The sequence below is a fragment of the Sorangium sp. So ce381 genome (assembly GCF_051473845.1).
GTDB classification, from domain to species: domain Bacteria; phylum Myxococcota_A; class Polyangia; order Polyangiales; family Polyangiaceae; genus Sorangium; species Sorangium atrum.
In genome coordinates this window covers 2,032,160-2,045,343 of the sequence record NZ_CP150336.1, presented here as the reverse complement: position 1 = coordinate 2,045,343, position 13,184 = coordinate 2,032,160, and the positions used below count along the sequence as shown (strand labels likewise).

Annotated in this window: 12 protein-coding genes; 5 read left to right on the top strand and 7 right to left on the bottom strand. The window is 72.7% G+C overall.

Features of this window, described 5'->3' with window-relative positions; translation table 11 throughout:
* Nucleotides 1-104: 104 nt before the first annotated feature.
* From WMF29_RS07785 to WMF29_RS07770, 4 genes are all read left to right on the top strand, one after another.
* Nucleotides 105-1,352, top strand: a complete 1,248-nt coding sequence (locus WMF29_RS07785) for a hypothetical protein (RefSeq protein WP_437328237.1) — start codon at nucleotides 105-107, stop codon at nucleotides 1,350-1,352.
* Between the two features lie 354 nt (nucleotides 1,353-1,706).
* A complete protein-coding gene (locus WMF29_RS07780) occupies nucleotides 1,707-2,297 on the top strand; it encodes a GTP-binding protein (protein WP_437328236.1) in 591 nt (196 codons plus the stop codon).
* A 70-nt stretch (nucleotides 2,298-2,367) separates the two neighbouring features.
* Nucleotides 2,368-2,592 carry a DUF2188 domain-containing protein gene (locus tag WMF29_RS07775; protein ID WP_437328235.1) on the top strand — a complete coding sequence of 75 codons (225 nt, stop codon included), beginning with the start codon at nucleotides 2,368-2,370 and terminating at the stop codon, nucleotides 2,590-2,592.
* Nucleotides 2,593-2,936: 344 nt separating this feature from the next.
* Nucleotides 2,937-3,656, top strand: a complete 720-nt coding sequence (locus WMF29_RS07770; protein ID WP_437328234.1) for a YciI family protein — start codon at nucleotides 2,937-2,939, stop codon at nucleotides 3,654-3,656.
* Nucleotides 3,657-3,711: 55 nt separating this feature from the next.
* Here the strand turns inward: WMF29_RS07770 and WMF29_RS07765 are convergent, their stop codons facing one another.
* The 7 genes from WMF29_RS07765 to WMF29_RS07735 form a co-directional block, all read right to left on the bottom strand.
* Nucleotides 3,712-4,707: a rhamnogalacturonan acetylesterase gene (locus WMF29_RS07765; RefSeq protein ID WP_437328233.1), complete on the bottom strand. Its 996-nt coding sequence runs from the start codon at nucleotides 4,705-4,707 to the stop codon at nucleotides 3,712-3,714.
* A gap of 257 nt (nucleotides 4,708-4,964) precedes the next feature.
* Nucleotides 4,965-6,161 carry a hypothetical protein gene (locus WMF29_RS07760; RefSeq protein WP_437328232.1) on the bottom strand — a complete coding sequence of 399 codons (1,197 nt, stop codon included), beginning with the start codon at nucleotides 6,159-6,161 and terminating at the stop codon, nucleotides 4,965-4,967.
* Nucleotides 6,158-7,225 (bottom strand): tetratricopeptide repeat protein, encoded by a 1,068-nt coding sequence (locus tag WMF29_RS07755; RefSeq protein ID WP_437328231.1) that lies wholly within the window; start codon nucleotides 7,223-7,225, stop codon nucleotides 6,158-6,160. Before WMF29_RS07755 ends, WMF29_RS07760 begins: the two co-directional genes overlap by 4 nt.
* Entirely contained in the window at nucleotides 7,222-7,848 is a 627-nt protein-coding gene (locus WMF29_RS07750; protein ID WP_437328230.1) for an RNA polymerase sigma factor, read from the bottom strand. The genes WMF29_RS07755 and WMF29_RS07750 overlap by 4 nt, the downstream gene beginning before the upstream one ends.
* An 87-nt stretch (nucleotides 7,849-7,935) precedes the next feature.
* On the bottom strand, nucleotides 7,936-9,195 hold the full coding sequence (locus WMF29_RS07745) for an arabinan endo-1,5-alpha-L-arabinosidase (RefSeq protein ID WP_437328229.1): 1,260 nt from the start codon (nucleotides 9,193-9,195) through the stop codon (nucleotides 7,936-7,938).
* 201 nt (nucleotides 9,196-9,396) lie between these two features.
* Nucleotides 9,397-10,320, bottom strand: coding sequence for a TolB family protein (locus WMF29_RS07740; RefSeq protein WP_437328228.1), 924 nt, complete (start codon nucleotides 10,318-10,320; stop codon nucleotides 9,397-9,399).
* 69 nt (nucleotides 10,321-10,389) lie between these two features.
* The gene (locus WMF29_RS07735; protein WP_437328227.1) at nucleotides 10,390-11,880 is read right to left on the bottom strand and encodes an MDR family MFS transporter; all 1,491 of its coding nucleotides are present in this window, start codon (nucleotides 11,878-11,880) and stop codon (nucleotides 10,390-10,392) included.
* Nucleotides 11,881-11,951: 71 nt separating this feature from the next.
* On the opposite strand from WMF29_RS07735, the gene WMF29_RS07730 reads away from it, so the two are divergent.
* The gene (locus WMF29_RS07730; RefSeq protein WP_437328226.1) at nucleotides 11,952-13,166 is read left to right on the top strand and encodes a lactonase family protein; all 1,215 of its coding nucleotides are present in this window, start codon (nucleotides 11,952-11,954) and stop codon (nucleotides 13,164-13,166) included.
* Nucleotides 13,167-13,184 lie beyond the last annotated feature (18 nt).

Here is a 13,184-nt window from a genome sequence, read left to right as displayed (position 1 = left end):
TTCCACCGACCGACGAGTCATGACGGGCCGCGCTAGCGCCTGGCGACGATGGACCTGAGAGCGTCCCTGATCCCACATGGGGTCTCGGGTGATGAGGTCGCGCCATGCGAAAGGCGGAGATCGAGGCCCTGGTGCGCGCGCACCGAGGCCGTGCCCGTCCCGTCGCGTTCTTTCATGTGCTCCGTCAGCCGTCGCTGGAGCCAGACGATCATGCCTTCCTGTCCGAGCACATCGACGAGCTCGGGACATCCGATCTCCTGCGCTGGAGAGCGCGCTGCGAGAGCGGGTTCAGCGGGCCGGTGATCCGGCAGCTCGCGCGGCTCGCGATCCAGGATCCCGCGCACTTCCAGCATGAGGTGCTGGGCGTGCCGCGCCTCGTGCTCGACGAGGAGGAGTGGATCGAGCTCTCGGACCTCGTGCGCGGCAAGGTCCCGGCGGGGATCTACGAGCGCGTGCTCGAGCGTTGCCGGCGCGAGCCTGTCCAGTGGCCCTCGGAGTTCATCCTCGTGCCCAAGGTCCACAAGGGGCTGCCGCCGCTGCTCGACGGGGACGAGCTCGACGGCCTGAACGGGGAGCGCCCCGCGCTGCGCGATCTTCCGGTCCCGAAGATCCTCGCGGCGAGGCGGGCCGGGGCGCTCTCGCTCGACGACGACGCGCTGGCCGCGCTGGCGATGGAGCGCGCGCGCGGCTCGGACGAGGACTGGAGCGTCGATATCCTCCATTTTCCCCCGGCGCTCCGGGACGCGATCCTCGAGAAGGCGCGCCGGACGCCGCGGGGCGCGGAGCGGGCGAACCTGCTCGGCTGGCTCGAGGCGCACGGCGTGGGGCGGGCCACGCTGATGGACATCGCGCTCGGCGCGATCCGGGCGGGGGACGACGCGTATGCCGCGCTCTCCTGGCTCGCGCGCCAGCTGACGACGCGGGCGGCGTGGGACAAACACGGCCTGGAGACGCTCTCCACGCTGATGTCGAGGCGCGCCTTCTCGGAGATAGGCGAGCTCGTGACGCTCGCGTGGAGCGAGGCCAGCCAGGGCGGCAAGGAGGTCTCCCGCGGCTTCCTGGAGGCGATCCAGGTCGCCTTCGCGCTGGTGCTGCTCGGGATGGCGCGGGAGGCGCTCGCGGCGGGCCGCGAGGCGGGCGCGACGGCGGCGCTGTCGGCGCTCGCGTGCCTCGACCCGCCGTCGCGGGTGAGCCGCGCTGTGCACGAGCTCCGGCGGGTCCCGGGCGCGAGCCCGGACGTGGTGGAGCTCATCGCCGTGAACGAGCGGCTGGTGAAGCACAGCGACGCGCGCGACGCCTCCCTGGAGGGCTTCGTGGCCGCCCTCCACGCGATCGCCGACGCGTCTTCGTGATCGCCGCCGGCGCGGCGCCGCTCGCGGCGGCAGCAGCGGCGCGCCCGCTCGCCGCCGGCCGCGCGTGACGTAGCGCGGGGAGCAGCGAGCGGGGCGCGGCGCGCCGTGGGCGAGCCGGGGCGCCCCCGGCGCGGCGCATGGAATCGTGGGGAGAGCGGCCGCCGCCTCCCCTCCCAGCGCAGGAGTCGACAACGGCCGCAGCGTCGAGCGCGGCGGCCGCTGATCGCCTTCGTTTCCAATGCGCTTCACGACGGCCGCCATCGCTTCCAAGGCGATGGACGACGGTCGCCTTCTTTTTCAATGCGGGGGCCGGCCTTGCCTCCCCTCGAACGTCGACTCTGGAGGAGCACGCCGATGGCGTTCATCAACTATGCGAGCCGGGAGATCTACTGCAAGATCGTCTATTACGGGCCCGGTCTCTGCGGCAAGACGACGAACCTTCAGTACGTGTACGACCGGACGGTGCCGGCCGCCAAGGGGCGGCTCATCTCGCTCAAGACCGAGAGCGATCGCACGCTGTTCTTCGATTTCCTGCCGCTCGATCTCGGGGGCCTGTCGGGCTTCCGGACGCGCCTTCAGCTCTACACGGTGCCGGGCCAGATCTTCTACAGGGCGAGCCGGAAGCTCATCCTGAAGGGGCTGGATGGCGTCGTGTTCGTGGCGGACTCGCAGCGCGCCCGGCTCGACGCGAACATCGAGTCGATGGCGGACCTCTGGGACAACCTCGCCGAGGAGGGCCGCTCGCCCGGCCGGCTGCCGTTCGTCGTCCAGTACAACAAGCGGGATCTCGACGGGATCGCCGATGTCGCGGAGCTCCGGGAGCTCCTCAACCCGGACGGGGCGCCCGAGTTCGAGGCCGCGGCGGCGAGCGGCCGCGGCGTGTTCGACACCCTGAGGGCGATCTCGAAGCTCGCCCTCAAGGAGGTGCAGCGCCGCCAGCGGTAGGGCCTTCGCGAGCGCCGATCTCTTGCTGCTCGCGCGCGCCGAGCTCACCCTCCCGGAGGGAGGACACACCATGACACAGAGGCTCACCTACCACGTCATGCCGGACCCCGACGGCTGGGGCTGGGTGGTCGCGGCCGAGGGCTACGTCACCCGCTCGCTCCCGTACGGCACGGTGCAGGAAGCGATCGAGTCCACGGAGGAGCTCGTCCGCCGGCACCCGGGCAGCGCGGTCGTCATCGACGAGCTGCCACCGCCGCTCACGCCGATCGAGATCGAGCACCGCCTGGCGGCTTGACCGCGGCCAGCGCCGCCGCGGAGGCGCGCGGCCCGTGAGGGTACGGCCGGCGCGCCCGGGCGCGCCCCCGCGGCGGCGCGAAAAAAAACGCTCCCCCGTGTCGATCCGGCGCGCCTCCGTTCGTCGCCCTGCTGAGCGCCGGGCTTCCCCGGTAACGACCCCGTAGTAGGGAGAGTGTACAAGCAGACAGCGTCAGGACCGGAGCGAGGGCACGAACGAGCAGGGCTGCAGCGAGCACGCCGGCGCGTGAGGGCCACCGCTCCGGGAGACATCGAGAAGAGCGTCGAGCTGGACGACGGCAGCTCGTGAGCTCCCTGTCGGCCTAACCCAAGGAGAATGTGGACATGCGTTTCATGATCATGCACAGGACCGACGCAAAAACCGAAGCCGGCGCGATGCCGAGCCCCGAGTTCATCGAGCGCGTGGGGCAGATGATGGGGGACCTGGTGAAGACGGGGGTGCTGCGCGACGGCGAAGGGCTCCGCCCCAGCTCCGAGGGCGTTCGCCTCCAGTTCACCGGCGGCCGGCGCACCATCACCCGAGGGCCCTTCGGCGGCGCGAGGGCGGTCCCCGCCGGCTTCGCGACCCTGCGCGTGACGTCGCTCGACGAGGCGATCGACTGGGTGTCGCGGTTCGCGGCCCTGATCGGCGACGTCGACATCGACATCCGGCCTGTGACGGAGATGTGGGATCTCGGGGTGGCGCCGAAGCCCGAGGGGCTCACGACGACGCGGTACATGGCGGTCCACTGCCACGACGAGGCGGGAGGCGACGCGCCGCCCGCGCCGGAGCTGATGGCGGCGATGGGTCGCCTCATCGAGGAGATGACCCGGGCCGGCGTGCTGCTCGCGACCGAGGGAATGCAGCCGAGCGCGAAGGGCGCTCGTATCGTGTCGACCGGCGGCAAGCACAAGGTGACCGACGGGCCGTTCGCCGAAGCGAAGGAGCTGATCGGCGGGTACGTCATCGTCGATGTGCCGTCTCTGGACGACGCCAAGGACATCGCGCTCCGCTACGCGGACGTCATGGGCGACATCACGATGGATATCCGCGCGCTGTCCTGACGTAGGTCGTCGGCGGCGTCGCTCAGGCCGCCTCCCATCGTGTGGCGCGAGTCCGTCACTTCCGGTACTGCGCGAGCGTCAGGCCGGCGTCCTCGGTGCCGTCAGCCACCAGGCCCGCCATGACCCGGGCGCCGGTCTCGTTGAAATGGGTGCCGTCGACCGAGCCGTCCGCCCGGACGAGGAAGAAGTCCTCGCCCGCCGCCACACACCCGATCGAGTTCAGGTGGGCGAGCGTCTTCGCGTTGAGATCGATGACGGCCACGTCCAGCTCGTCTCCGAGCTCCCGCATCGCCTTTGCATAGGCGCTCAGGCCGTTGCCGAACTCGTGGCTGTCCCCGGAGCACGATCGCCGCGGGGGCGGGGTGACCAGCACCGGCGTCGCGGCGCGCGCCTGCGCGCCCGTGATGTACTGCTCGAGGTACGATTTGAAGTCCGTCGCGGGGTCCAGGTAATAGGGAATGGTCTCGCCGTTATGCTCGTACGTCGCGGTCTTGTTGCTGTCGTTCGTGCCGAACTGCACGAGGAAGTAGTCTCCGCGCTGGATGTCCTCGAGGACGTCGTCGAGGCGGCCCTCCTCGATGTACCGGCGCGCGGTCCGGCCGCCGATGGCCCGGTTGTCGACGCGCACCCGCTCGTCGAAGAACTCTCCCAGCATCTGGCCCCAGCCCGCCTGGTGAAGGGCGCTGTTCACGTAGGTCTGAACGGTCGAGTCGCCGGCGATGTACACCGTGACGTCGGGCAGCTCGGCGCTCCCGCCGCCGCCTTCCGAGCCGCCTGAAGCGCTCGTCGCCCCCCCGGCCGCGCCGCCGGCGCCCCCCTCTCCCGCGCCGCCCGCCCCCGCGGCGCTGGTGCCGGAAGCGCTGCTCGCTCCGCCCACACCGCTGCTGGCGCTTGTGCTTGCGCTGGTGCCGGCGCCGCCACCGCCGCTGCCTGTGGTCTGCGCGGCGGGGTGTTCGTCGGGGCCTCCCGAGCTGCAACCGCCCGACGCGAGGCCGATGCCGGCGGCGAAAGAATGAAGCACGACGATCATGAAGATGGGCCGAATTCGCATGACGAGCTCCTGGAGGAAGACAGTGCACGGCGAGCACGCGTCATTGCGTGCCCGGAAGGACGTACGTGGCCAACGTGGGTGGAGAGAGCGCGAAGCGACCACCGAGCACCGCTCGATCCTCCCCACGTGCGCCGAGGCGGCTGCGATCAATCACGCGTCGTTCGATTTTCTCGCGGGGGCCTGGGCCGTCGCGCCAAAGCGCAAATTTTCACGAGAATGACCGTTCGACGGCTCGACGCAGTCCGGCGCGACGCCGGTCAGAGCTCGACGCCGAGCAGCGCGCCAGGCCGGAAACGGTACCGCGCAAGGACGGTCTCGGTGCCCTGCTCGAGCGCGAGATCGTAGCGGACGCGCGCGGGATCGAGCTCGACGAAGAGCTCCGTGAACAGCCGGACATCGCGGCACAGCGGCAGCTTGGCGACGGCGCCGGCCACGAGCACGAGCGCGTTCGAGGCGCTCGCCCCGGCGGGGACGAACGACGGCGCGCCGGCGCTGCCTGGCCGCGGCGCCGCCTCGACATGATCGAGGCCAGCGCCGAGCCGCGCGCCGAGCTCGAGCGGCGCCGCGCCCGGCGCGAGGGCGTAGAGCCAGGAGGCGTCCGCGCGGAGCGCTATCGTGCGGAGATCGAGGCCGATGCGCGGCTCCTCGTAGCGGCGCTCGAACTGGTACTGGAAGCGCGCGTCGAGGGCGAGCCGCTGCTGCCCCGAGCTCTCGCCGAGCGCGACGCGAACGCCGGGGCCATGCGTCCAGCCGATCTCCGCCGAGTGCACCGTGACGCCGTAGAAGGCCCCGAGCTCCAGCGCGCCGCGCAGCGCCGGCGCCGCGTGGCCCGGCGCGCCGCCCGATGGCGCCGCCTGGCCCGACGCGCCGACCGATGGCGCCGCCTGGCCCGGCATGCCGCCCGACGGCGCCGCCTGGCCCGCCGGCGCCGCCTGGCCCGCCGGCGCCGCCTGGCGGAGCACGAGCGCGAGCGCCTGGTCCCGATCGAGCGACGCGCGCGCGCCCCCGCGCAGCGACCGCAGCGAGAGCTCCACGACCTGGGCCACGGACTCGCGATCGAGCTCGTCGAAGCGGCCGGAGAGCTCGATCGAGCGCACGAGGAAGCGATCGGCCACGGGGTCGGTGAAGTAGAGCGCGGCGCGGCGCGGGTCGCTCACGTCGATCCAGCAGGAGAGCGCCACGCCGGAGGAGGCCCGCGCCGCGAAGAGCGCCGCCGCGTCGAACGTCGGCGCGACGCGGAACCGGAGCGTGAACGCGGAGAGCGCCTGAGACTCGAGCGCCGCCCGGATCACGCCGAGGTTCGGCGCGGGGCCCGTCAGCACGATCTCCACCAGCGGCGCGCCGGGCGACGCGGACGCCGCCGGAGGCCCCTCCTCCATGGCCAGGGCGCGCGCCGCGGAGAGCGCGATCGCCGCGGCGAACCCGAGCCAGATCGGCGCTCGCCCCGTGATCACCCTCCGAGCTCGGCGAGGCGGCGGCGGGCGTGCTCGACATACGGCGAGCCCGGGTGCTCCCGGAGCAGGCGCCGCCAGGTCTGCGCCTCGTCGCCGGTGCGCCCGAGCGCCCGCAGGGCGCGCCCGCGGCCGTAGAGCGCCTCGACCGCGAGCGGGCGCGGGCCGGCGACGCCGAGGTACCGGTCGAACTGCGCGAGCGCCGCGGCAGCCGAGCCGCTGCTCAGGAGCAGGCCGCCCAGCGACACGAGGGAGAGCGTGGCCTCGGGCGACGACGCGAACCCCTTCTGGAGCGCGCGGTAGAGCTCGATGGCGCGCCGGGAGCGGCCGGCGCGCCGCGCGTCGTTGGCCTCCCGGAAGAGCTGCTCCGCCGTCGAGGCGCTCGGAGAAGCGCTCGGGGAGGACGCCGCCGCGCTCGACCCGCGGGCGGCCTCGTGCGGCTTCGGAGCGGCCGGCGCGAGCTCCGGCGACGCCGCTCCGGTGGGCGCCGGCGCGGCCTCGCCCTCGGACGGAGCGGCCACGGAGGGCGCGACCGCGCGCGGACGGGCCACCGCCGCGCGCAGCGAGGGCTCGAGCGGGCGAGCGGACGCCCCTACCTGCGCCGCCGGGCGCGGCTGGACGAGCGCCGAGGTCGCGAGCGACACCCCGGCGACGAGGACGGCCGCCGCGGCGTAGAGCCAGGCGCTCCGCGTCCTTCGGGCCCAGCGCCGCCCCGGGAGGAGGGTCCCCGGCTGAGCGTCGTCGTCTCCGCGCCGGACGTCGTTGTCGGGCCGCACGGGCGCGCTCGCGAGCCGCACGGGCGCGCCTCCGCGCCGCCGCCGCGCCGGCGCTCCCCTGCACGGCAGGTCGATCACGGCCCCGCCGATCGCGGCGTTCGCGATGCGCGCGAGGAGCTCTGCGTCCCCGGGCTCCGCCGCGCCCGCGGCGTCGAAGTCCAGCGCGAGCACCCAGCTGATCCGGCACGACGCGCAGGTGCCGAGGTGGGCGTCGAGGGCGAGCCGGTCCGGCTCGGTCGCGACGCCGCGGCGCACCCGCGTGAGGAGCTCGCTCCGACAGTCGGCGGTCATGGCTCTCTCCCCCGAAAGAGCTCGGCCAGCTTCGCGTTGTTGGCGAGGGCGCGCCGCAGCGCCTCCTTGCCGAGGCGGAGCCGGCTCCAGACCGTGTTCGGAGAGACGCGGGCGAGCGCCGCGATCTCGTCGACCGTGTAGCCGAGCACGAAATGGAGGGCCAGCGCCTCCGCGGTCGCCTCGGGCATCCTGTCGAGCACCTCGAGCACCATCTTACGCCGCCGGCTCGAGACCGCCTCGGCAAACGGGGACGCGCCGCTCTCGTCCGGCGCCACGTCGATCGGCGCGTCCGGCTCGTCGAAGCGCGCGCGCACGCTGAGGCGCCGGCGCGCGCCGAGCGCGGTCATCACGGCGATCCGGTTGGCGAAGTGGAGCACGGTGCACTCCGCGCGAAAGGACGGCAGCGCCTGGAGCAGCGCGAGCACGGCTTCCTGGGTCACGTCCTCGACGTCGGGGTGATGAGCGCCGAGCACCTTCCGCACGCTGCGCAGCATGGCGCCGCCGAGCTCGGTGATGAGCGTGCGGATCGCCGCCGGATCGCGCGCCGCCGCGGCGCGCGCGAGCCCGAGCAGCTCGTCCGCCCGCGGAGGCGCTCCCTCCGGCGGCGCGTGGAGGTCAGTCACGGGGTTTCGCATTCTGGCGACGAGGGTTGAGGCCATGAGTCCCGATCATCAGGGCGCGCAGCGCGGAGCCCGGCGGCGGTGGCGCGACTAGGGCCCTCCGGAGCGCGGCCAACCGTCGGTGTCCCACGCCAGCTCGGAGATCCGCAGCGTGGGGGCGCCGTTCGATTGCGCGTCGTAGGCGTGATAGACGTTGTAGGAGCGATCGCCGGAGAACAGCACGGCGTTGTGCCCGGGCCCTCGCCAGCGGGAGCCTCCTTCCACGACGATGCTGCCGCCGCCCGACATCATCGGTGTCCCCTTCTTGTCGACGTACGGGCCGGTGATGCTCGTCGAACGACCGACGGCGATCTTGTACGTGCTGTCCGCCCCACGGCAGCAGGTGTCGAACGAGACGAACAGGTAATAGAAGCCGCAGCGCCGGACGATGAAGGGCGCCTCGAGCGCCCCGCGGGCGTCGGGGCGGGAGGCGAGGGCGTGGAGCTCCTCGTCGGCCCGCTCCCCCGACGGGGCGAGCTTCACCATCTTGATACCGCTCCAGAAGCTCCCAAACACGAGCCACGGCGTCCCCTCCTCGTCCATCGCGACGTTGGGATCGATCGCGTTCCAGTCGTCCCGCGCCGCGCCGTCGTTGGAGCAGATGGCGGCGCCGCGGTCCGTCCAGGGACCTGCCGAGTCGAGCGACGCCTTCGTCGCGTGCCCGATGCACGATCGGTTGCTGCCGAACGTGGAGGCGGAGTAGTAGAGATGGTAGGTGTCCCCGAAGCGTGAGATATCGGGCGCCCACAGGTCGCTCACGCCCGGGACCTTCTCTTCCAGCCAGGCGGGCTTCTTGTCGAACACCCGACCGGCGGCCTGCCACGCGGTGAGGTTCGACGAGCTCTTCATCGGGAGCCTGTCCCCCGTATGGAACAGGTAGTAGCGGTCGCCGGCCTGGATGATGGCCGGGTCGTGGGTCCCCAGGTTCCCGGACAGGGGCAGCGCCTCGGGCGGGCTCGCCGGGTCGTAGAAGGCATCGGCGCACCTGTCCGCGGCCCCTCCCGCGCCGCCGCTCCCGCCAGCGCCGCCGCTGCCTCCCGCGCCGCCGCTCCCGCCAGCGCCGCCGCTGCCTCCCGCGCCCTCGGCGCCACCCACCCCGGCCGTCGCGCTCGGATGGCCTCCCGCGCCGCTGCTCGCCGTGGTGGCCGACGTGGTGGTCGTGGCGCCGGCGCCGGTGGCGCCGCTGCCCTGGCCGCCTGAACCGGAGCCCTGCACCGAGGTCTCCGTGCTGCACGCGACGACGCCGAGCAGGAGGCTCCACGCGAGCGCGCACACCCTTCGTCGCCGTGACCTGCAAAGCGTGAGACGCATCTTGGACTCCTGAGGCTCCATGGGCGGATCGTCCGTCGAGGTGCTGGCCATGGGGTCGGCTCGATGTCCTCCGCACCGAGTCTTCCCGCTCTCCCACGTGGGCCGGAGCGCCCACGATCAATCACGGGTTGCTCGAGCTTCTCGTGGAGCGCCAAAAACCGTCTTCGAAGAAATTTTACACCGAGACGGCGTTGCCTCGAATCATCGTGCGACGCGCCGAGCTTCGTAGATGTCAGCCACCCCGCTCCGCGTCGACGCGAAGAACAGGACGGCCCCGTCGGGCGAGAGGTGTGGATCGGTGTCGCGCTCCGCCGGAAGGTTGAGCGGCTCACCGAGCGACTCCGCCTCTTCGAAGGCCGCGTCGGTCGACGGCCGTCGCGCCCAGAACAGGTCTCCTCCGCCCTCGCGGCTCGATCGGAACAGGATCTGGCGGCCCTCGTCGAACAGGAACGGAGCGTGCTCGTCGCCCGCGCCGTCCAGCCCGGCGAGCGGGGCGAGCGCGCCCCAGGGGTCCTCCGGGCGTTCGCGCGACGCGATGGCGATGTACGTCTCGGCGGCCGGGGGCTCGACGCCGACCACGACGCGGAGCTCGGAGGGATCGACGTGGGGCGACATCACCTCGCCGTCGCCGGCGACGAGCGAGTCCACGCGGGCCGGCGCGCCCCAGGGGTCGTCCCGGCTGGCGCGCTCGGCGCGCCAGATGCCCTTCGGAGCGCGCTCGCTGAAGAACCAGATCCTCAGCCCGTCCTCGGAGACGCAGGGAGTGTCCTCGACGCTATCGGCGCCGTTGAGCGCCTCCACGGCCCGCGGCGCCTCCCACGGCGAGCCCGGCGCAGCACGCCGCGACGCCCAGATATCGCGGCTTCCGGCGCGATCGGACATGAAGTAGATCTCGAGGAGATCGCCTGTCAGCGTGGGGTCCTCTTCCCTGGAATCGCTGTTCAGCTCCGTCACCGCCGCCGGCGCATCGAACCTCGGCCGCTCCGGCGCGCCCGCCGCTCCCCCTCCCCCGCCCTGCCCGGGCGCGAGCACGCCGATCACGAAGCGCTGGTCCTCGCACCCGGCCCCGCCGAGCGCGAGCCAGAGCCCGCACGCCACCGCGATCCCCCGGGACCGGCACCTCATCCACCCCCGTTCATACGCGCCCACGTGCGCTGGATCGAGCCCCGTCCCTGCCGGCGCGGGCGGGTCGCCTCACCCGATGCCGGCCTCGCTGGGCGGCCCGACGGCCGCGTCTCCCCCGGCGGCCTCGATCGGCACGCGGGGGAACCACAGCGCCGCGATGAAGCCGGTGATGCCCATGGCCGCGATGATCCAGAACACCGTCGTGAGGCCGGACGTGAGCGCCTCCCCGAGGTGCTGGACGATCGACGGATCGAGGCCGCGCGCCCCCTCCGCCGTCAGGAGCCGGCTCGCCGCGTCCGCGGGGATCGACGGGTCCTTCGCGAGCTGGGCCGTCAGGACGCCGCCCATGATGCCCACCGCCACGACGCCGCCGAGCAGCCGGGAGAACATCGTGCTCGCGGTGGCGATCCCGCGCTGCTCCCACGCCACGCTGCTCTGCACCGCGATGAGCAGCGCGACGTTGGACAGCCCCATGCCCACGCCGAAGACCAGCGTCGTCGCGCGGAGCATCAGCGGCGTGTCGTGCGTCCCGCCGAGCGCGAGCGCGAGCCCCGCCGCCGCCGTGACGCCGAGGCCGATCCAGATGAGCGGGCGGAACCCGACCCGGGGGATGAGCCGCCCGCCGATCGCGCTCGCGATCGGCCAGCCGATGAGCATCGGCGCGATGGCGCTGCCGGCGTCGGTCGGGCTGCCGCGGAGCACGCCCTGCACGAAGAGCGGCACGAACGTGATCGTGCCCATCATCGCGCCGCCGAGGATCGCGCCGGCCACGTTGGAGATGAGCATCACCGGGCGCCGGAAGAGCGGCAGCGGGATCATCGGCTCGGGGGCCCGGCGCTCGACCGCGAAGAACACGGCGAACAGCGCCGCCGACGCGACCGCCGCGAGCAGCGTCGTCTCCCCGCCCAGCCTCCCCGTGGCGAGCAGCAGCGCGACCACGCCGGCGGTCAGGAGCGCCGCGCCGAGGAAATCGAGCTCGTGAGGCCGCCTGTCGATGCGCTCGTGGAACGAGGTCGCCACGAGCGCGACGGACGCGGCGCCGAACGGGATGTTGATGTAGAAGACCCAGCGCCACGAGAAGTAGTGCACGATGAGCCCGCCCACCATCGGGCCGATGATGCCGAACAGCCCCCAGGCGGCCCCGAAGACGCCCTGGATCCGCGCGCGCTCCTTGAGATCGAAGATGTCGCCCGAGATGGTCATCGCCATCGGCTGCATCGCCCCGGCGCCGGCCCCCTGGAGGGCGCGGAAGGCGATGAGCTGCGGCATCGATCGCGCCGCGCCGCTCGCGATCGAGCCGAGCAGGAAGACGGCGATGCCGAAGAGCATGATCGGCTTGCGGCCGTAGATGTCCGACAGCTTGCCGCAGATGGGCACCAGCACCGACGAGGTGAGCAGGTAGGCGGTGGTGACCCAGGCGTACTGGTGAATGCCGCCGAGATCGCCGATCACGGTGGGCATCGCGGTGGCGACGACGGTAGATTCGAGGGCGGCCATGGCGAGGGCCAGGATCAGCCCGGCGACGGTGAGGGCGCGGTGGGTCGTGCGTTCTGAGGCCATGCGGGTCGTGGGGATGTGGTGTGGAGGAGCGCGCGCGGCAAGCGGGACGCCACGCCGCGCGTCGGGGCGGCATGCCGCGTAGCCATGCCCCTGCCAGGGCTCGTCTCGGCGGTGGGTACGCGCTCTGCGCGATCTCGCTCCTCGGAGCCGCCTGCGGGAGCACCACCTGCAACCAGCCGGCCGGCGGCCCGGGGGAGATCGCGTCCGCGCCTGACGCGACGCCGGCCACCACCGCCGCGGGAGGCTCGCTCCTCGCCTTCGTGAGCGGCAAGGAGGGGAAGATCCGCGTCTACTCGGTCGACGAGCGCAGCGGCGGGTTGGCGCTGCTCCAGGCCAACGCCACGGACGGGCTGCCGTCTTTCCTGGCCGTGGATCCGGCGCGGGCCCTGCTGTTCGCCGTGGACGAGGACAACGCGCTGATCCGCTCGTTCGAGCTGGACGCGGAGAGCGGCGTCCTCACCCCGATCAACACGGTCAGCGCACAGGGCGACGGCCCAGCCCACCTGTCGCTCTCCACGGCCGGGAACTGGCTTCTGGTCGCCAATTACGAGGGCGGCAGCGTATCGGTGATCCCTGTCGCGCGGAACGGGGCTCTGGGCAACGCCACCGATACCGAGAGTCCAGGCGCGAGGGCCCACATGGCGATCACCGATCAGAGCGGCGCCTATGCCTTCGTGCCCTGCCTGGGCGCAGACCGGATCGCCCAGTATGCGTTCGACAGCATCCGGGGTCTGCTCGAGCCGAACGCGGTCCCGAGCGCGGGCCTTCCGGCAAACTCCGGTCCGCGGCACCTCGTATTTCATCCGCAGGGCGCGGTTGCGTTTGGAATCAACGAGACCGCGAGCACGATCACGTCGTTTCGATTCGAGCGAGCCTCGGGCCGGCTGACACCCATCGCGACGGCCTCGACCCTGCCCGAGGGGTACTCGGGACGAAACACCGGGGCCGAGATCGCGGTGCACCCGACCGGCAGGTTCGTCTATGGCTCCAATCGCGGGCGCGATAGCATCGCCGTCTTCTCGGTCGACGCTTCGTCCGGGAAGCTTTCGCCGCTCGCCGATGTGCCGTCGGGGCGCGGCGACGGTCCGCACAATCCGCGCAGCTTCGCGCTATCGCCTGACGGCCACCTCCTTTATGCCGCCAACCAGAGCTCCGGTCAGCTCGTGGCATTCCGTATCGGGGCCGACGGCAAGCCCGTGCCGCTCGGCGTCGAGGCGCAGGCGCCGGGCGTCACGTATGTCGGTTTGTTCCGCTTCCCGGCCCACCGCCAGCCGGCGCCACGGTAGAAATCGACCTCGGGGAGG

Bases quoted from the DNA above. Each gene is read 5' to 3' on its own strand.
- WMF29_RS07785 (WP_437328237.1), top strand. From the start codon at position 105: ATGCGAAAGGCGGAGATCGAGGCCCTGGTGCGCGCGCACCGAGGCCGT.
- WMF29_RS07780 (WP_437328236.1), top strand. From the start codon at position 1,707: ATGGCGTTCATCAACTATGCGAGCCGGGAGATCTACTGCAAGATCGTC.
- WMF29_RS07775 (WP_437328235.1), top strand. From the start codon at position 2,368: ATGACACAGAGGCTCACCTACCACGTCATGCCGGACCCCGACGGCTGG.
- WMF29_RS07770 (WP_437328234.1), top strand. From the start codon at position 2,937: ATGCGTTTCATGATCATGCACAGGACCGACGCAAAAACCGAAGCCGGC.
- WMF29_RS07765 (WP_437328233.1), bottom strand. From the start codon at position 4,707: ATGCGAATTCGGCCCATCTTCATGATCGTCGTGCTTCATTCTTTCGCC.
- WMF29_RS07755 (WP_437328231.1), bottom strand. From the start codon at position 7,225: ATGACCGCCGACTGTCGGAGCGAGCTCCTCACGCGGGTGCGCCGCGGC.
- WMF29_RS07745 (WP_437328229.1), bottom strand. From the start codon at position 9,195: ATGCGTCTCACGCTTTGCAGGTCACGGCGACGAAGGGTGTGCGCGCTC.
- WMF29_RS07740 (WP_437328228.1), bottom strand. From the start codon at position 10,320: ATGAGGTGCCGGTCCCGGGGGATCGCGGTGGCGTGCGGGCTCTGGCTC.
- WMF29_RS07735 (WP_437328227.1), bottom strand. From the start codon at position 11,880: ATGGCCTCAGAACGCACGACCCACCGCGCCCTCACCGTCGCCGGGCTG.
- WMF29_RS07730 (WP_437328226.1), top strand. From the start codon at position 11,952: ATGCCGCGTAGCCATGCCCCTGCCAGGGCTCGTCTCGGCGGTGGGTAC.